Consider the following 18,918-nt stretch of genomic DNA (forward strand, 5'->3'; position numbering starts at 1 on the left):
ACCGAGCGAGGAATTGCGCGCGTTCAGCCGCCAGCCGATGAGCGACCTGATCGTGCGCGGGGTGCTCACCGGCCTCATCCAGCGCCCGCGGCTGATCCACCGCCACAGCGAGGCGCTCAGCGAATTCGTCACCCTCGCCGACCGCTGGGCGGCGCTGCTCGACGCATTGCTCGATGCCGCGCATCGGTCCGGCGCGGACGGTCTTGATCCGCCCATACTGATGACCATATTGCAGTCCAAGGGGCTGGCAGACGCGGTGGACAGGCTGAAATCGGGCGGAAAGCCGCCCTTTTCCTTCTGCGTCCCGGTGGGCGAGCCAGCCGATCAGTTGCGCGAGGCCCGGATTGCGGAAGACTTTGCCGAGGCGATCGAAGTGATGATCACCCGCCCCAGGCTGGAGGCGGCGTTGCAGGATGTGACGCGCCGATTCGAAAATGACATGCAAGACGGTTTGTTTTTGGAGCAGCAACAGCTAAGGGCAAGAAAGGTAGCGTTTGACCAGCGCCTGATCGAATTGACGGAACGAGGCTGAGACGGACAGGCAGCGATGCCCGCACCGCCGTCACATCCCGCTCGGAACGATCGGCCAGTTGACGCGAAATATTTGAAACGGACCCCAGCGGTCTGATAGCAGAGCAAATTCTCCGCAGCCTTGGACGCAGGCCGCGGCGGCACAGGTGACAGGAAGTACGCAAATTGGCCAAGGAACCGAAAGACCCCAAGACCGACGGCACCGATGCCCCGCTGATCGACCTCAACGAAGCCTCGGTCAAGAAGCTGCTCGCGCGCGCCAAGAAGCGCGGTTACATCACCTATGACGAGCTGAACGAGGCGCTGCCGCAGGACCAGATGTCGTCCGAGCAGATCGAGGACGTGATGTCCGCGATCTCCGAAATGGGCGTCAACATCGTCGAGAACGACGAGGAAGGCGCCGAGGAACAGCCCGCCGACGATATCGACGCCGCCGATGACGGTGCGGATTCGCTCAACATCGCTCCCGAAAAGAAGAAGGAGACGATGGATCGCACCGATGACCCGGTGCGCATGTACCTGCGCGAGATGGGCGCGGTGGAGCTGCTCAGCCGCGAGGGTGAGATCGCGATCGCCAAGCGCATCGAGGCCGGTCGTGACACGATGATCCTGGGCCTGTGCGAAAGCCCGATCACCTTCCACGCGATCATCGAATGGTCGACCGCGCTCAACGACGGCGAGATGCAGCTGCGCGAGATTCTCGATCTCGACGCGATGCTTTCCAAGGAGCCCGCGCCCGAAAGCCTGTCCGAGGACGGCGAGGACGATGGCGAGATCAGCGAGAAGACCGCCGGTCCCAGCTTCAAGGACGAGGACGAGGTCGAGGAAGTCACCGATTCGGAAGACGACGAGGACGAGCTGACCGAGCGTCGCACGCGTCGTCCCGAAGAGGATGACGAGGAAGACAACACGCTGAGCCTTGCCCAGATGGAAGCGCAGCTGAAACCGGCGGCGCTCGAGAAGTTCGCGCAGATCACCGCGCTCTTCCGCAAGTTCGAGAAGATCCAGGGCGAGCGGCTCAACGCGCTCAGCATCGGCGACGATTTCCCGGCGGCGAAGGAAAAGCAGTATCAGAAGCTGCGCGAGGACCTGACCGCCGAGGTGGAATCGGTGCAGTTCCACGCGAACAAGATCGAATATCTGGTCGACCAGCTCTATTCGTTCAACCGCCGCCTGACCGCGCTGGGCGGGCAGATGCTGCGCTTGGCCGAGCGTCACAAGGTGCCGCGCAAGGATTTCCTCGACCGCTATGTCGGACACGAGATGGACGAGGCCTGGCTCGAATCCATGGCGGGCATCGACAAGAAATGGGCCAATTTCGTCGCCAACGAGGCGAGCGCGGTCGATCGCATCCGTGCCGAGATTTCGGACATCGCGGCCGCCACTGGCATGTCGCTCGGCGAATTCCGCCGCATCGTCAACATGGTGCAGAAGGGCGAGCGCGAGGCGCGGATTGCCAAGAAGGAAATGGTCGAGGCGAACCTGCGCCTCGTCATCTCGATCGCCAAGAAATATACCAATCGCGGGCTGCAGTTCCTCGACCTGATCCAGGAAGGCAATATCGGCCTGATGAAGGCGGTCGACAAGTTCGAGTATCGCCGCGGCTACAAGTTCTCGACCTATGCGACCTGGTGGATTCGTCAGGCCATCACGCGTTCGATCGCCGATCAGGCGCGCACCATCCGCATTCCGGTGCACATGATCGAGACGATCAACAAGCTGGTGCGCACCAGCCGCCAGTTCCTGCACGAGCAGGGCCGCGAACCGACGCCGGAAGAGATGGCCGAGCGCCTCTCGATGCCGCTCGAAAAGGTCCGCAAGGTGATGAAGATCGCCAAGGAGCCGATCAGCCTCGAAACGCCGATCGGCGACGAGGAGGATTCGCACCTCGGCGATTTCATCGAGGACAAGAACGCGATCATCCCGGTGGACGCCGCAATCCAGGCGAACCTCAAGGAGACGGTCACCCGCGTGCTCGCTTCGCTGACCCCGCGCGAGGAACGCGTGCTGCGCATGCGCTTCGGCATCGGCATGAACACCGATCACACGCTGGAAGAGGTTGGCCAGCAGTTCTCGGTCACCCGCGAACGCATCCGCCAGATCGAGGCCAAGGCGCTGCGCAAGCTCAAGCACCCGAGCCGCTCGCGCAAGATGCGCTCGTTCCTCGATCAGTAACCGGCCAGTGGCCATGCTGCCGCCAGGAAGGCCCCGCGGTCTTCCTCGCGGCAGAGCTTTGACATCATCGAAGCCGATGCCCCGAGGGGCATGTTCAGGCCGGCAGTTCGCCTGAGCGCTGCGGCTTGGCTTCCACGCTGCGCCCGGTCACCTCGGCGAACCTGGCATGGTATTTCGGGTGCTCGGTGCCCATCCACTTGTCCCACCACGTGAAATACAGCCCGTAATTGGTGTTGAAGCCGCCATTGTGGTGGAGGTCGTGATGGACCGTGGTGTTGATCCAGCGGGTCAGCGGCGAGGACAGCCACCAGCGCGGGAAGAATTCGAAGCCCGCATGGCCCATGGCATTGCGGATGATCTGGAAGTTGAGCCAGGTGAACATCACCCAGCCCGGCGTCGGCACGAAGAACTGCCAGATCGGCACGAACAGGAACATCACCGCCGCCTCGGGCATCGCAAAACTGTATGCGGCCCAGGGCGTCGGCGTGATCGAGCGATGGTGCGCACGGTGGAAATACCGAAACAGCCTGGGATGGTGCATGAAGCGGTGTGCCCAGTAGAAATAGGCATCGTGCGCGATGATGATCCCTGCAAGGATCATGAGATCGATCCCCAGGCCGAAGCCCTCGCCGAACACGCTGTACAGCAGCCCGACCTCGCGCCCCCAGATCAGGAAGCACGCGCCGATCACATAGACGAACACCGATTGCAGCGATTGCAGGAATTCGCGGCGCATGTCGGCGGTGGTCGCCTCGCGCGCCTGGATTTTGCGCGCCTTCACCGCCGTACGCCGCAGCAGCCACACGATCGCGAAGGTCACCGACGCGGCGATGAAATAGCGGCCGAAGTCGAAGGTAAATATCTGATGGCCCCTCGTCAGCAGGATATCGAGGGGTGGAAAGCCGGTGTGCATGGTCGGGCCCTTTCGCGGATGACGATCAGCATCGTATCAGCCGTCAGTCTATGCATGGCTTTCGCGAAAACCGGCTAGCCGATTTCGAAATCAGCCAGTCATCCGCGCGCGATATTCGCTTGGCGTCATCCCTTCGGCCTCGCGAAAGGCGCGGTTGAAGGGCCCTAGCGAACCGAAGCCTGCATCGAGTGCGATCGTGATGATCGGAACGTCCTTCTGCGCTGCATCGGCCAGGGCCGCCTTCACCTCCGCCAGGCGATAGCCGTTGAGGAAGGCGGTGAAGTTGCGGTGGCCAAGCTGGCCGTTGATCGTGCGGCGCAGCCTGTATTCCTGTTCGCCCAGCTCCGCGGCGAGCTTGGCGATCGACAGCGTCTCGTCGCGGTGCGGCATGTGGGTTGCCATGTGGCGCAGCAGCCTTTCGGACAGGGGGTCCGCCATCGGTTCCGCCGCGGGCTTGACCAGAGTCACCGGCGGAGGAGCAGCGCCGAAAAGATCGGCCTGGCGCATCCGCAGCATCGCTGCGCAAAAGCCGAACACCGCCAGCAACGCCCCGCTCGCGATGACGCGCTTCGGCTCGAGCGATCCGCCCGGAAAGATTGCTGGCTCGGCGACCTCGAGGACAGCGATGAGGATGACGTGCACGGCCACGACACCGACCAGCAGCGGCCGGATGCGCCGCCGCCGCTCGACCAGATCGCCTTCCCGGCTCCGCCAGACTTCCCACAGCGCGGCGGCGGCAAAGGCGAGCATGAACACGCGAAACAGCACCCCCGAAACAAGGTTGATGATCCCCCCGCCAGCATGGCTCAGCTGGACAACCAGCGTATTGACCACGGACAGACCGACCAGCATCGCGCTGACGGCCGTCACCCGCCTCTCGTCGTTGAACCACGCCTTGGCGAACAGCCAGAACAGGCCCGGCGTGGCGCCGGCGCCCAGCGCGAACAGGAGATTGACGATACTGCGCTGGTCAGCAAGGCTGGAGGTCACCAGCAGATAGCTGCAGATCGCCGCGTTCATCGCCACGGCGAGACGCGCGGGCACATCCTGCCAATGGTCGCGGATCAGGATCCAGCTCCACAGAACCAGCAGCGCAATCGATCCGCCCCGGGTCATCTGATCGATATGTTCGAAAGCCGTCATCGCATCCTGGCTGCCAAAGCGCGGCCGCCGCAGCAAGCCGATTCCGAAATCGACCAGCGGGCATGGAATCGATCGGCCTCGCCCGATCCGGAATCGGCCAGCCGGATTTCAAAACCGGCAGGCATCGCTGCGCGGCTTGCGGCCACCTGCCCCCTGCGCCGCCCAGCACCGGGACGGCCGCAATCAGGAGACTCGACATGAAAGCTTCTATCGCTGCGCTCGGGCTGGCCGTGCTTACCCTGCCCCACGCCGCTGCATATGGTACCGAAGCGGTTCCGGTCAGAACCGGCGACCTCGACCTCGCGTCGGACAAGGGCCAGGCCCGGCTCGCGCTGCGCATCCACCGCGCCGCCCGGGCGGTCTGCGCGGTGGGGGTGCCGCGCGGCCTGCCCGCCCGGCTGCGATCCGAGCGCAGGTGCATCAGCAAGACACAGGCTGACGCTCTGGTCGCGGCTCGGAAACTGACCGCCGCCCAGTCCGCCAGCGCGCTGGCGGCTGCTTCGGCCAGGTGACGTGCTGGCAGCACCCTTGCCCGCGCGCCCGGCTGACCAGGGTCGCAATCCCCTTTGCGACTCGATTCGCATTCCAATCGGTGGCGCCGGCCCGATCACTGCAAACGAGGCTCAGCTGGTCGGCCGACCCGCGAAACGCGACCGCATGACATTTTTTCCCACAAATCTATTCATTTATATCAATGACATAGACGCAATCCTCTCACATTTGAAGTAAACGCAAAATTTACCACGCCCGCCTAGCCGTTGAGGCATCGGGGCGATGGGAGCGACCCCGACTTGAGGTTGCCGGCGTGAGGGCGTCGGTTTGAGTAGGGGAAAATTTCATGTCCAAGACAGCCTTGTTGCTGGTTACATCCTATTGCGCGCTGGCCGCACCCGCATGGGCGGCGACGGCGACCACCGAGTCCGAGAGTGCGTCGTCCGAAGCCGATGCCACGCAGCAGAATTCCGCCGAAGCGCCCGCCAAGCCCGCGCAGGAGCTTTTCTCCACCGGCGTCGCCAAGGGCCGCGACCGGCTCGACAGCGCAACCTCGACCAGCGCGCTGCGCCGCGACGACATCACGATCCTGGGGCCGCGCCCGATCGGCGAGGTGCTGCGCACGATGGCGGGTCTGCGCGTCGCGACCAGCATCGGCGAAGGCAACAACAACTACACCGTGCGCGGCCTGCCGCTCGCCGCCGGTGGATCGAAATACATGCAGATTCAGGAAGATGGCCTGCCGCTGCTCGAATTCGCCGATCTGTTCAACGTCGGCGCGGACGTCTATCTGCGCAACGACCTGACCGTGAACGCGATCGAGACGATCCGCGGCGGCTCCGCCTCGACCTTCGCCTCCAACTCGCCCGGCGGGCTGATCAACATCCTCTCGCGCACGGGCGATGTCGAGGGCGGGTCGGTCCAGCTCACCACCGGGCTCGATTTCGATACCAAGCGCGTCGATTTCACCTATGGCGGCAAGCTGGGCGAGAACACCCGCTTCCATATCGGCGGCTTCTACCGCCAGGGCGAAGGCCCGCGCAACAACGGCTTTGACGGCTGGAAGGGCGGCCAGGTCAAGTTCAACATCACCCGCGAGTTCGAGAACGGCTATGTCAGGCTGTATCTGAAATATCTCGACGACCGCTCACCCACCTTCGCGCCCTATTTCGCCAACATCACCGGCACCAACGCCAATCCGCGCATCCGCAGCTTCCCGGGCTTCGACCTGCGTGACGACACCATCCTGTCCTCGTTCCTGGGTCCGATCATCACGCTCGACCAGAACAACAACCCCGCCGCCTTCCCGGTCGCGACCGGACAGAGCGCGGAATCGAAGTCGATCGGGCTCGAGGGCCAGTTCGATGTCGCCGGCTGGACAATCACCGAGCGCATGCGCTACGCGGCCAATGGCGGCGATTTCAGCCGCGGCTTTCCCAACACCGCCAATACGGTGTCGGCCTTTGCCGCAGGCCAGGGCGGCCTCGGCGCGACCGCGCGCTATGCGAGCGGGCCTCTCGCCGGGCAGCTGATCGACCCCAATGGCCTGATCAACGGCAACGGACTGCTGTCGCTCTATTTCTTCTCGTTCGTGCGGGCGCGCTCGCTCGACAATTTCACCAACGATGTCCGTGCCAGCAAGGTATGGGACCTGCCCGGCGGCAAGCTGACCACCACGGTCGGCGGCTATCTGGCGACGCAGGACCTCAACACCACCTGGCTGCACACCGCGATGAACATCGACGCCAATGGCGACAACGGCACCGCGCAGGTCGACATCTTCAACGCCGCCGGCCAGCCGCAGACGCTCAACGGCTATTTCGCCTTTGCCCGCGCCTCCAGCCTGTTCCGCCGCGCGTTCGACGTGAACTACAAGGTGTTCGCGCCCTATGGGTCGGTAAACTACCATTTCGGCAAGATCGCGATCGGCGGCAGCCTGCGCTACGACATCGGGCGGGTGCGCGGCACGCTGGTCGGCGCGGACCTCAACAACGGCAGCGTCGGCCTGATCACGCAGGACATCAACCGCGACGGCGTGATCAACCCGGCCGAGCGGCGCGTCGCCTTCCTGCCCTTCACCCAGCCCGCGCCGGTCAACTATAACTACGGCTATCTCAGCTATTCGGCGGGGATCAACTATCGCGCGGCCGAGCCCTTCTCGCTGTTCGCGCGCTACAGCAAGGGCGCGCGTGCCAATGCCGACAAGGTGCTGTTCACCCCGCTGATCAACAATGCCACCGGCGACATCCGCAGCAACACCGACAAGCAGGACGATGTGAAGCAGTTCGAGGGCGGCTTCAAGTTCCGCAAGCATGGCTTCACCTTCAACGCTACGGCGTTCCGCGTGACAGCTGCCGACCATAATGTGCTCAACGGCGCGGCGAACCGGACCGACCGGCGCTATCGCGCCACCGGCGTCGAGATGGAAGGTGGTATCCAGAAGGGACCGTTCAGCCTATTGATCGGCGCGACCTATACCAAGGCGAAGATCACCCGCGACCTGCTCGACCCGACGCTGACCGGCAAGGAGCCACGCCATCAGCCCGACTGGACGTTCTTCGCGACGCCTTCGGTCGATCTGGGCCGGGCGGTGATCGGCGCCAGCATTGCCGGTGTGACCAAGAGCTTCGCGCAGGATTCGAACCTGCTGGTGATGCCCGGCTTCACCACGGTCGACCTGTTCGCCCAGGCCAGGCTGTTCAACGGCGGTACTCTCCAGATCAACGCCAACAACGTGTTCAATACCCTGGGCATTTTCGAGGTGAACCAGGCCAGCGTGCCCGCCAACGGCATCGGCTTTGCCCGCGCCATCAACGGACGCACGATCTCCGCCTCGTTACGCTTCGATTTCTGATTTGGCTCAAGGGCGGAAGCGGTCAGGCGCTGTCGGGGGGTCCGGCAGCGCCTGACTGCGTTCTGGCAAGCGCCGCCATCTTGGCGCCGGTGCTGGTCTGGGTCGCGCAAGGCAGGAAAAGGGTCATCGTGGTGCCCTTGCCGAGCTCGCTCTCGATCCCGAGCCCGCCGCCCGATTGATGCGTGAAGCCGTGCACCATCGACACGCCCAGCCCCGTGCCCTTGCCGACTTGCTTGGTGGTGAAGAACGGCTCGGCGACACGCGCCAGCACATCGGGCGGCATGCCGGTGCCGCTATCGATCACGCTGATCGCGGCATAATCGCCATCGGCCAGGTCGCGGGGGCAATCGCTTCCAGGCGCGCGCACCGCCCGCGCGAGTATGCGGATCGCACCGCCATCGGGCATCGCATCGCGCGCGTTGATCACCAGGTTGAGCAGGGCGGACTGAAGCTGCGCGGGATCGGCCAGGATCGCCCCGGTGCCGCCGTCCTCGCTGACCTCGAGCGACACGCCCGAACCCGCCGAGACGCGCAGCAGCGGCTCGAGCTCGGCAAGGAACGCGGCGACGTCGATCCGCTCGGGCTCGAGCCGCTGCTGGCGCGCGAAGGCCAGCAGCTGCTTGACCAGCCCGGTGCCGCGCATTGCCGCGTTGGTGCTCATGTCGATCAGCTTGAGCGTCTCGGGATCGTCGAGCCGCCGTCCGATCAGCGAAAGCCCGCTCAGCACCGCCGCCAGGATGTTGTTGAAATCGTGCGCGACGCCCGCGACCAGCCGCCCCATCGCCTCCATCTTCTGGCTGCGGATCAGCGCATCCTGCGCCGCCTCGCGCCGCGCGATCTCCTCGGTCAGCTGGGCATTGGCCTGGTGCAGCGCCGCGGTGCGCCGCGCGACGGTGATTTCCAGGTCGTCGGCCAGCGATTGCAGCGCGCGTTGCGCCTGCACGCGTTCCTCGATCACCGTTCCCGAGGGGATCAGCCCGGTGATCTCGCCAGCGCTGTCGCGCAGCGGCGCGAGCTGGAAATCGATCGTCACCAGCGCATCGCCCAGCCTGACCGGCACGTCATAGCGCACCACCGCGCCGCCGCGGGCAGCGGCGATCGCCCGTTTCAGCTGTTCCTGCAACTCCGGGTCATAAGACCACCACGGGGCTTCCCAGAACGGCCTGCCCGCGACCTCGGAGAGGTGCAGCCCGGCGGCATCGAGCGGGGCGCGATTGGCATAGTCGATGTCGCCGTCGAGCGTCAGCACCCCGACAAAGGCGAAGAGCTGATCGAGCACGCGGCGCAGCCGGTCCTCGCGCTCGCGGATCTCGCGCTCCTGGATACGGCGCTCGGTCACGTCCTCGCAGATGATGCCGATGCCGCTGACCTCGCCCTCGCCGACGAAGATCGGGTAGAACTGTTCGCGCCATTCGCGGATCTGCCCGGGATAGGCGAGCGTGGTGCCGATGATGGCGACATCGCGCAGCGGCTCGCCGGTCTCGATCACCTGGAGCAGCATCGGCTCTGCGGTCTCGCGCAGATCGGGCACCAGATCCCAGACCTTCTTGCCGACATGCTCCTCGGGCGAGAAACCGTTCATGTCGGCCAGCGCGGGGTTGACCCGGACGAAGCGCAGATCGCGATCTACCAGCCCCAGCCCCAGCGGGGCGCGCGCATAGAGCGCATCGAGTTCGGCAACGCTGGTCGCGTCCTGCACGCGTGAAGCCCGAAATTCATCCACCAGATGCTCCCGCTTCATCGAATCGCTCGCCGGACAAGGGTCCGGCAACGGCAGCGCCTTCCGCTCCGATCCTGGTCTATGCGTCCAAACCGCATGACGTCCAATGAAATGTGCACAGACAACAGCAAAGCCGCACCGACAAACGCCGGCTCTCCAGACCACGCTATTGCTATTATTGATATATGTTAATTACCCCGATCGATGGCGTTTCGTCGGAACGAACGCCGATACGAACTGGCGAACATAGCCGTCCGGCAGATGAAGACCAGAAACACCATAGCCGCTGGGCCATTGCTGATGCGGCATGTAATACGTGCCGAACCAGCGATCGATCATCGGCAGATGGACGGCGAAATTCTTGTCCGTCGCCTCGGGCTCGATCGCATGATGCCAGTGATGGTAGCGCGGCATGGCGATCCAGCGTTCCAGCCAGGCGGTTTTCGGCGCGAAATTGGCATGGATGAACACCGCGTGCAGCGATACGAAGCCGAGATAAGCATAGGTCGCGATCGGATCGAACCCCAGCATCACGATGGGCAGCAGCACGAGCCCGCGGGTGACGATGACATCGACCAGATGCAGCCGCGATCCGGCGAGCCAGTCCATCTGCTCCACCGAATGGTGCACGCGGTGGAAGCGCCAGAGCAACGGAACGGCATGAAACGCGCGGTGCACCGCATATTGCGCCAGATCCGCGAGCAGCACGATCAGCGCGGTCTGGCGCAGGAAGGTCGACTTGCCGCCCATGTTCGGGCCGGAGACCAGCCACAACCGGTCGCGCTCGGACAGGTTCGCATCGTTGGCGACGAACGCCTGGCCCGCCTTGCGCAGCGCCGCCTCGACCACCGGATGCCGCCCGCCCTCGATCGCGATCTCGGGCGCCTCAGTGAGTTCGGGGCAGCAATAATCGCCCTCCGCCGCCATCTGGGCATGGCCGCAGGCGACATCGATCCGCGCAATCGCGGCGGCGGTGCGGGCGATGCCGTCGCGCGCGGCGATCACCTCTTCACACAGCCCCTCGAAATGGGCCTCTTCCGCCGCCTGGGCGTGCGTTCCCGCCTGGGCGATGCGCATCGCCTCTTCGTGCAGCGCGGGCGAATTGAAGCGCACCGCCCCCGCCATGGTCTGGCGATGGGCAAAGCCGCTATCCGCCTTCATCAGCGCATCGGCGCGCGCGGCGGGCACCTCGATGAAATAGCCGAGCACCGCATTGTGCCGGATCTTGAGCGCCTGCACCCCGGTCTGTGCCTTGTAATCGGCCTCGAGCGCGGCAATCGCGCGGCGCGCGTTGCCCGAGGTGTCGCGCAAGGCATCGAGCGCGGCATCGTAGCCGCGCGCGATATAGCCGCCCTGTTGGCGCTCGGTGGGCGGGCTTTCGACCAGCGCGCGGGTGAGATGCTCGACCAGCGCGCCATGGCCCTGCATGTCGGGCAGAAGGCGCTGCATCAGATCGGGCAGGTCGGCGGCCTTGCCGAGCCGCTCGCGCAAGGTCCGCGCGGCGCTCAGGCCATCGCGCAGCTGGCCGAGATCGCGCGGGGAGCCGCGCCCGGCGACGACGCGGCCTAGCGCGCGGGCGAGATCGGGGATCGCCTTGAGCGCCTCGCGCACGCTCTCGCGCAGCAGCGGATCGGCATGGAACCATTGCACCAGCGCCAGCCGGTCGCGGATCGCAGACAGGTCGGTCAGCGGCGCGCCGAGATCGCTGGCCAGCAGCCGCGCGCCCGCGCCGGTCACCGTGCGGTCAATCGCATGGACGAGTGATCCGACCCGCCCGCCCTGCTGCGAACTGAGGATTTCGAGGCTGTCGCGCGTCGCCGCATCGACCGCCATGTGCTGCGCGACCTCGTGCCGGCGTGGCGGCGCGAGGAACGGCATTTGCCCGCGCGAGACATGCTCGAGATAGGCGAGCAAGCCTCCAGCGGCCGCCAGTTCGGCGCGGCTGAAACTGCCGAAGCCGTCCAGCGTCGCGACGCCGAAATGCGCCTTCAGCCGCCGCTCGCCCTCGATGCTGGAGAAATCATGGCCGGGGCGCAGGATCGCGCCTTCGCTGAAAGGATCGGCACGATCTCGGCAGACAGATCGGCAGCGCTCGCCTGCATCAGCTCGAACCGCCCGGTCGAGATGTCGCACATCGCCAGGCCGAAACCGCCCTCGGCACTGGCGAGCGCGACCAGACGGTTTTCCGAGCGCGAATCGAGCAGCGCCTCTTCGGTCAGCGTGCCGGCGGTGACGAAACGGACGATCGCGCGCTGGACCAGCGCCTTGGAGCCCGCGCGCGCCTTGGCCTCGGCGGGCGTTTCGGTCTGTTCGGCGATCGCGACGCGGTGCCCCGCCTTGATCAGCCGCGCGAGATAGCCTTCCGCGCTGTGCACCGGCACACCGCACATCGGAACCGGATCGCCACCATGCGCCCCGCGCGAAGTCAGCGCGATATCGAGCACCGCAGCCGCGGCCTTGGCATCGTCGAAGAACAGCTCGAAGAAATCGCCCATCCGGTAGAACAGCAGGCAATCGGGCGCCTCTGCCTTGAGCGCGTGATATTGCGCCATCATCGGCGTGGGGGCGTTGTCGGACGGGGCGCTCATCGGCTTTCCGTTACCCGAGCCGGAAGCGCCACGGAAGCGCGAGTTTTCCCCAGAACGGATCAAAACCCAAACCCTCCCCTGCAAGGGGAGGTGGATCGCCATAGGCGAGACGGAGGGGTGTCACCCTCGCACAGACGTGGACACCCCTCACCGCTTCGCGCGCCCCCCCTTGCGGGGGAGGATATGGAAGATTACGCCGCCACCCGCAGCTTGGCCTTCACATCCTCGGCAACGAACGCCGCGCAGCGTTCGCCGATCATGATGCTGGGCGCGTTGGTGTTGCCGCTGACGATCTTGGGCATGATGCTGGCATCGGCGACATAGAGCCCCTCGACTCCGCGCAGCCGCAGGCGCGGATCGACCACGCTGCCCTCGTCCGATCCCATGCGGCAGGTGCCGACCGGGTGATAGACCGTGTCCGCGCGGTTGCGGATCAGCTCGTCGAGCGCGGCATCGTCGTACAGATCGACCGGATGGCGATCGACCGGATCGTAATCCGACATCGGCTGCGTCTCGAAGATGCGGTGCATGAAGCGCACCCCCGCGCGCAGCACCGCCATGTCGCGATCGTCCGCGAGGAAATTGGGGTCGATGCGCGGCGGCGCGGCGGGATCGGCGCTGTTCAGCGTCACCGTGCCCTTGCTTTCGGGGCGCAGCACGCAGGCATGGCACGAGAAGCCATGGCCCTTCACATTCTCGCGGCCATGATCCTCGAGCACCGCAGGGACGAAATGGAACTGCACATCGGGTGCGGGCGCATCGGGCATCATCTTCCAGAAGCCGCCGGCTTCCGCCCAGCAGGTGGTGAGGATGCCGGTGCGCTTGCGGCGATGCTCGAGCACCGCGCGCGCCATGCGGGTGACGCCGGTGAGCGAGCTGCCGAAACTGTCGGTCGATTTGGTCGCGAAGCCCGAGACATAGTCGATATGGTCCTGCAGGTTCGCACCCACCTCGCCGCGATCGACCAGCACCGGAATGCCGTGCTCCTTGAGCATGCCGCCCGGGCCGATGCCGGACAGCTGCAGGATCTGCGGCGATCCGAACGCGCCTGCAGACAGCACCACCGCGGCGCGGGCGAAGACCTGCACCACCTTGCCAGCGCGTTCGAACTCGACGCCCTTCGCCCGGCCGTTCTCGACGATGATCCGCCGCACCAGCGCATGCGTGCGCACGTCGAGGTTCGCGCGATCCGCCGCCGGTTCGACATAGGCGCGCGCCGCGCTCCAGCGCTCGCCGTTCTTCTGCGTGGTCTGGTAGATGCCGAAGCCTTCCTGCTTCGCGCCGTTGAAATCGTCGTTCAGCGGCAATTGCAGCCGCCGCGCGGCCTCGACAAAGGCATGGCTTCCAGGATTGGCCCATTTCTGGTCGACCACCGAGAGCGGGCCATCGCCGCCATGGTGCGCATCGAATGCGTGCGACGAGCCATAGCGCGCATTGCCTTCGGACTTACGGAACCAGGGCAGCACGTCCTTGTGGCTCCACCCGGTCGCGCCCATCGCTTCCCAGTTGTCGTAATCCCAGTGGTTGCCGCGAATATAGACCATCGCGTTGATCGCCGAAGAGCCGCCCAGCCCACGCCCACGCGGTTGATAGCCGGTGCGGCCATTGAGCCCCGGCTGCGGCACCGTCTCAAACTGCCAGTTGGTGTTCTTCGGGAGGAACGGCATGAAACCCGGCGTCTTGACGCGCACGCCGTTGTTGCGGCCGCCCGCCTCGATCAGGCAGACCGACAGCGAGGGGTCTTCGCTGAGTCGCCCGGCGACCGCACAGCCTGCGGACCCGCCGCCGATCACGATGATGTCATATTCGCTCATGCTCTCTCCCATTTTTGTTCTTGGTGCCGATCACGGCAGGGTATTCAATCGCCTCCGCTGGATGACCACCAGATGACCGGCATCGTCGCTCTCGACCCCGGCAATGTGGAACCCTGCCGTCAGGTTGACGATGATCATGCGGTTGTTGGTGGCACGGGTGCGCGTCTCGACATTGTGATAGCCCTGCACCGCCGCCCAATCATGCTGCGCCTGCATCAGCCGCGCGGCGATGCCCTGACCGCGCGCTTCGGGAACGACGCCGCCCAACCAGGAATAGAGCAGGTTGGGCCCGCGCCGATAGCCGATCTTGAAACCCAGAGCCGCGCCCCCATCACCGTGGGCGACGTGCAGCACGGGATCGATCAGCCCTGGCAGGCGGCGCGCGAGATAATCGGGATCGAAGCTGTCGAATATCCGGGTGCACAAGCCGGCCAGCATGGCCTGCTGGCCTCTGACGCTCTCCCCTTCGAAAAGGGAGAATTCCGGCTGGCCGGCCCCGCGCGCCATGCGGCTATTCCGCTGGCTCTAGCGTGACATCGCCCGGCAGGCGCGATGGCGCCTGCCCCCCCTGCCGCGCGGCCCAGGCGGCCTTGATGCTGTCGCTGGTCTCGCGGCTGTTGTCGTGGCTCCAGCCGGGCGGGCGGAGCAGATAGTTCAGCTTGTTGCCCAACCCCGGCGCGGACCAGATGTCGCGCGCGATGCCGACCCATTCGTGAAACGCCGCCCATATGAGGTTGAAGCTGCCCAGCTGCTTGACGATGCCGTAGCGGATCGGCTCGTCGTCGCGCTCGGGCACGAAGGTGCCGAATATCTTGTCCCAGACGATGAACACCCCGGCATAGTTCGAATCGAGATAGCGCGGGTTGATCGCGTGGTGCACGCGGTGGTGCGACGGTGTGTTCATCACCGCCTCGAACCAGCGCGGCATGCGCTTCACCGCCTCGGTGTGGATCCAGAACTGGTAGATCAGGTTGATGCCGCCGCAAAAGGCGATCATCAGCGGATGGAAGCCCAGCCAGAACAGCGGCAGGCTGACCAGCAGCCCCGGCGTGAAGAACCCGGTCCAGGTCTGCCGCAGCGCGGTCGAGAGGTTATAATGCTGGCTGGAATGGTGGATGACATGCGCCGCCCACATCCAGCGGACGCGGTGGCCGAGGCGATGCAGCCAGTAATAGGCGAAATCGTCGAACACGAACGCGATCGGCCAGGCCCACCAGACGAAACCGATGTCGAACAGGCGATACTGGTACACCCAGAAGGCGAGCGTAAGCGCCAGCCCCCCGGTCAGCGCACTCGCGACAGTGCTGCCCAGCCCGAGCGCGAGCGAGGTCAGCGTGTCGCGCGGCTCATAGGCCCTGCGGTCGCGGCGGCGCACCCACCAGATCTCGACCAGCATCAGCAGCACGAAGGCCGGGATGGCAAGTTCGGTCGGGTTGGGCAGGTCGGGAATCATTATGCAAGCTTGCTTACATCATTGTCAGCAGCCTGTCAGCATCCTGTTTTGACAGTGCGAGTGAAACATGTCCGAAGCGCGGATCGCCGGTCTCGACCTTCCAGCCCTCGCTGCAGCGGTGCGCGCGCAGCGGCCTCGGCAGCACGCGTCCGGCGCAATGCGCGCCGTGGCGCTTGAGGATGACGACGCGGCCATCGGTGCCTTCGACGAGCGCCGCCTCGCCATCGTTCGACATCAGCACCGGGCCGGATTCGAATCCCGCAATCTGCTCTTCGGCGATTCGCGCAGCATCGGCGGCATCGCCGATCCGGTTCTCGCCCAACTGCAGCAGCCAGACCAGGCCCGCGACCGCCAGGATCGCGGCGAGCGAAGCGAAAAGCAGCATCATGTTCATCGGCCATCGTCCCCATGTCCGGCCGGGTCTTCGCCCGGTCCGAGGCCGAGAATAGCACCGCAGGCGCGCGTATGAAAAGGCCAGGAAAGCGCGGCAGGGCTTGATTTGTGCAGCGGGGCATGACAGCGGCTCGCGGACATTTTTCTCGCATATGTGGAAGACCGGGCCGTGGCCGACATTGAACAATTGCAGCAGGATTATCTGGCGCGCATCGCCGATGCCGATCTTGCCGCGCTGGAAGACATCCGCATCGCAGCTTTGGGCAAGCAGGGCGCGATCACCGGGCTGCTCAAGACGCTGGGCGGCATGAGCCCCGAAGAGCGCCAGGAACAGGGCCCGCGGATCAACGGCGCGCGCGAAGCTGTCACCGCCGCCATCGCGGCGCGCAAGACGCTGCTCGCCAGGGCCTGTTTCGATCTCGAATACGGTCCGTCCTGCATCGAGGGCAGCGCGCTGACCGGGCTGTCGACCTCGACGGTGCGCGACCCCGCGCTCGCGGCGCGGTTCGAGGCGGCGGTCGATCCAACGCTCGCGGCGGCCTGCGAAGAAGGCCGCCTCGGTGCTTGTGCGATGCTCGGCGACTTGCTGCTCGGCCGTCTCGGACCCAAGGATATCGCCCGCATCACCACCCTCGCCGACAAGGCATGCAGCGGCGAGGCCATGCGCGGCTGCGCGCTGGCCGCCGATCTTGTCCGCCGCACCGACGCCAGCGCCGAAGGCTGGGACAAGCGCTATGCCTATCTCGATCGCGCCTGCGCCGCGCAATGGGGCTATTGCAGCGATCTGGCCGATCTGATGCGCGCCGCGCCGCCGATCCGTTCGGTCGACAGCGGCCTCCTTTTCCTCGCCGATATCAAGGCCTGTCTCGCCGAAGCCGAGGAGCATTGCTGGTGGCTGTACGAACCCGCCGCAAGGCTCAACGCCAACGAGCTCGGGCAGCTGGTGGAGACCTTCGATCAGGCCTGCCTTCATCTGCCGAGGCCCAGCGCCGAGATCTGCGCGTCTGCCGCGAGCAACCATCTGGAACGCGCCGAAGCCCTGGCCGCCAGCGCCGTCGCCGATCGGGGGGCCGCGCGCCGCCTGTACCAGCGTGCGCTCGAACTGCCCGAGGCGAACGAGGACAATCCGACCGCGCACAACGAGGCGCGGGCGTTTCTGGCCGGAAACTGAACGTCAGGCGGCGATGCTGCCGACGGCATCATCCTCGGCGAGCAGCCAGGCTTCGGCCTCTTCGATATCGGTGAACATGCGCGCGGCCCGTCCTTCGCTCGCGCGCAGCAATTGCATCCGCGCCAGCGACTGCGAGAACACGAAGGCAAGCTTGCGCGAGCGATAATGCGGCCCGGAGAGCACGGCGCCGAACGCCTGGACGATGTCCTGCGGCTGGATCTTCATGTCGCGCACATCGACCAGGGTCACATGCTCGTTGGGACCACAGGTCAGCCGCTCATGCGCGGCATTGCGCGCCGCGACGAAGCGCTGGACGTCGGCGGCCACGAAAAAACCGGCGAGATACTGCCGGACCATGTTGGTCGAAGGATCGACCGTGATGCGAAATACTGCCCCCATATCGGCGGGATATTTGGCGAACGTGAAGATTCGGTAAGCGGTGCTCCGCTCTCGCGGCACGCCCGCTAGTACAGGTGCAGTTCGCGAACGCCGTCCCAGGCGGCCTCGTCGACCCGGGTGAGCGCATCGAGATCGACCGGCTGCGCGGCCGCATCATCGACCCATTCGCGCAGGGCCGGGCCGCCGTTGATCACGTCGATCGCGAGCTTGCCGAGCTCGTATTCGTACGGGAAATCGCGCCAGAGCGGGTAATCGGGATAGAGCGCGCGGATGGCCTTGAAGCCGAGCGCCTGGACGCGCCAGGGGCGGAAGGCATGATGGTCGTAGAACTTGCCCTCGGCATGGATGTGCACGCCATGGCAGAGCTGGCCGACATGCTTGTGGAAGGTCGGCTCGAACCAGATTTCGCGCAGGGCGCAGCCGGTGAGCCAATCGGGCGCGAGTTCGCGCATCTTCGCGATGACGCGACGCGCATCGATGTCGGGCGCGCCGAACAGCTCGAGCGGTCGGGTCGTCCCCCTGCCCTCGCTCAGTGTCGTGCCCTCCAGCATCACCGTGCCGGCATAGGCGCGCGCCATGTTCACGTTCGGCGCATTTGGGCTGGGATTGACCCAGAGCCGGTCGGTGGGCCAGCCGAAGCCGGGCGCGGCCTCGGGCTGCCAGCCGCGCATCTCGACCACGCGATAGTCGACATCGAGCCCGTAATGCCGGATGAACCAGTGCCCCATCTCGCCCAGCGTCAGCCCGTGGCGCATCGGCATCGGCCCTGCGCCGACAAAGCTCTCCCAGCCGGTGCGCAGCGTCAGCCCCTCGACCGGGCGCCCGGCGGGATTGGGCCGATCGAGCACCCAGACCGATTTGCCGTGCTCGGCGGCGGCCTCGAGAATGTAGAGCAGCGTCGTGACGAAGGTGTAGATACGGCAGCCCAGATCCTGCAGGTCGATCAGGATCACGTCGAACGTGCTCAGCATCTGCCCGGTCGGGCGGCGCACCTCGCCATAGAGGCTGAACACGGGAATGCCGTGCACCGGATCGGTGAAATCCGGGCTTTCGACCATATTGTCCTGCTTGTCGCCGCGCAGCCCGTGCTGCGGCCCGAACGCGGCAGTCAGCTGGATATCGTCGAGCGCGGCCAGGGCATCGAGCGAATGCACGAGATCGGCGGTCACCGAGGCGGGATGCGCGAGCAGCGCAGCGCGGCGACCCTTGAGCGGCGCGCGCAGCTCGGGCTCTGCCAGAAGACGATCGATACCGAAGAGCATGGGGGCCTCG

14 protein-coding genes and 1 pseudogene are annotated in these 18,918 nt (G+C 65.6%); 5 read left to right on the forward strand and 10 right to left on the reverse strand.

Annotated elements, in window-relative coordinates; all coding sequences use genetic code 11:
* Positions 1 to 37 precede the first annotated feature (37 nt).
* Together DM995_RS21690 and rpoD are read left to right on the forward strand one after the other, a co-directional pair.
* A complete protein-coding gene (locus tag DM995_RS21690; protein WP_116968741.1) occupies positions 38 to 532 on the forward strand; it encodes a hypothetical protein in 495 nt (164 codons plus the stop codon).
* Positions 533 to 696: 164 nt separating this feature from the next.
* Positions 697 to 2,706, forward strand: coding sequence for an RNA polymerase sigma factor RpoD (gene rpoD, locus DM995_RS05385; protein WP_023836668.1), 2,010 nt, complete (start codon positions 697 to 699; stop codon positions 2,704 to 2,706).
* A gap of 94 nt (positions 2,707 to 2,800) precedes the next feature.
* Here the strand turns inward: rpoD and DM995_RS05390 are convergent, their stop codons facing one another.
* Complete coding sequence (locus DM995_RS05390; RefSeq protein WP_116968742.1) at positions 2,801 to 3,619, reverse strand: sterol desaturase family protein; 819 nt, start codon at positions 3,617 to 3,619, stop codon at positions 2,801 to 2,803.
* 90 nt (positions 3,620 to 3,709) lie between these two features.
* A complete protein-coding gene (locus DM995_RS05395; RefSeq protein ID WP_157973084.1) occupies positions 3,710 to 4,762 on the reverse strand; it encodes an AraC family transcriptional regulator in 1,053 nt (350 codons plus the stop codon).
* 62 nt (positions 4,763 to 4,824) lie between these two features.
* On the opposite strand from DM995_RS05395, the gene DM995_RS05400 reads away from it, so the two are divergent.
* Together DM995_RS05400 and DM995_RS05405 are read left to right on the forward strand one after the other, a co-directional pair.
* Positions 4,825 to 5,274, forward strand: a complete 450-nt coding sequence (locus tag DM995_RS05400; RefSeq protein WP_116968744.1) for a UrcA family protein — start codon at positions 4,825 to 4,827, stop codon at positions 5,272 to 5,274.
* Positions 5,275 to 5,600: 326 nt separating this feature from the next.
* Positions 5,601 to 8,108 carry a TonB-dependent receptor domain-containing protein gene (locus DM995_RS05405; protein ID WP_116968745.1) on the forward strand — a complete coding sequence of 836 codons (2,508 nt, stop codon included), beginning with the start codon at positions 5,601 to 5,603 and terminating at the stop codon, positions 8,106 to 8,108.
* A gap of 22 nt (positions 8,109 to 8,130) precedes the next feature.
* Here DM995_RS05405 and DM995_RS05410 read toward each other — a convergent pair whose 3' ends face one another.
* The 6 genes and pseudogenes from DM995_RS05410 to DM995_RS05435 form a co-directional block, all read right to left on the reverse strand.
* On the reverse strand, positions 8,131 to 9,831 hold the full coding sequence (locus DM995_RS05410; RefSeq protein WP_198669263.1) for a PAS domain-containing sensor histidine kinase: 1,701 nt from the start codon (positions 9,829 to 9,831) through the stop codon (positions 8,131 to 8,133).
* 294 nt (positions 9,832 to 10,125) lie between these two features.
* Positions 10,126 to 12,383 (reverse strand): annotated as a pseudogene (gene mutS, locus DM995_RS05415) (DNA mismatch repair protein MutS); the annotation flags it as partial.
* A 224-nt stretch (positions 12,384 to 12,607) separates the two neighbouring features.
* Positions 12,608 to 14,230: a GMC family oxidoreductase gene (locus DM995_RS05420; RefSeq protein WP_116970341.1), complete on the reverse strand. Its 1,623-nt coding sequence runs from the start codon at positions 14,228 to 14,230 to the stop codon at positions 12,608 to 12,610.
* A gap of 30 nt (positions 14,231 to 14,260) precedes the next feature.
* Positions 14,261 to 14,737 (reverse strand): GNAT family N-acetyltransferase, encoded by a 477-nt coding sequence (locus DM995_RS05425; RefSeq protein WP_116968747.1) that lies wholly within the window; start codon positions 14,735 to 14,737, stop codon positions 14,261 to 14,263.
* 4 nt (positions 14,738 to 14,741) lie between these two features.
* Positions 14,742 to 15,680, reverse strand: a complete 939-nt coding sequence (locus DM995_RS05430; RefSeq protein WP_116970342.1) for a sterol desaturase family protein — start codon at positions 15,678 to 15,680, stop codon at positions 14,742 to 14,744.
* Positions 15,681 to 15,696: 16 nt separating this feature from the next.
* Positions 15,697 to 16,071 carry a hypothetical protein gene (locus DM995_RS05435; RefSeq protein WP_198669264.1) on the reverse strand — a complete coding sequence of 125 codons (375 nt, stop codon included), beginning with the start codon at positions 16,069 to 16,071 and terminating at the stop codon, positions 15,697 to 15,699.
* Positions 16,072 to 16,245: 174 nt separating this feature from the next.
* Here DM995_RS05435 and DM995_RS22130 point away from each other — a divergent pair, with 174 nt between their 5' ends.
* Positions 16,246 to 17,247 (forward strand): hypothetical protein, encoded by a 1,002-nt coding sequence (locus tag DM995_RS22130; RefSeq protein WP_232824084.1) that lies wholly within the window; start codon positions 16,246 to 16,248, stop codon positions 17,245 to 17,247.
* Positions 17,248 to 17,250: 3 nt separating this feature from the next.
* On the opposite strand, the gene DM995_RS05445 is transcribed toward DM995_RS22130, so the two are convergent.
* Positions 17,251 to 17,646 carry a hypothetical protein gene (locus tag DM995_RS05445; protein WP_116968748.1) on the reverse strand — a complete coding sequence of 132 codons (396 nt, stop codon included), beginning with the start codon at positions 17,644 to 17,646 and terminating at the stop codon, positions 17,251 to 17,253.
* 65 nt (positions 17,647 to 17,711) lie between these two features.
* Complete coding sequence (locus DM995_RS05450; RefSeq protein ID WP_116968749.1) at positions 17,712 to 18,908, reverse strand: exo-beta-N-acetylmuramidase NamZ family protein; 1,197 nt, start codon at positions 18,906 to 18,908, stop codon at positions 17,712 to 17,714.
* Positions 18,909 to 18,918 lie beyond the last annotated feature (10 nt).

The organism is Blastomonas sp. UPD001, from assembly GCF_003426715.1.
Lineage (GTDB): Bacteria > Pseudomonadota > Alphaproteobacteria > Sphingomonadales > Sphingomonadaceae > Blastomonas.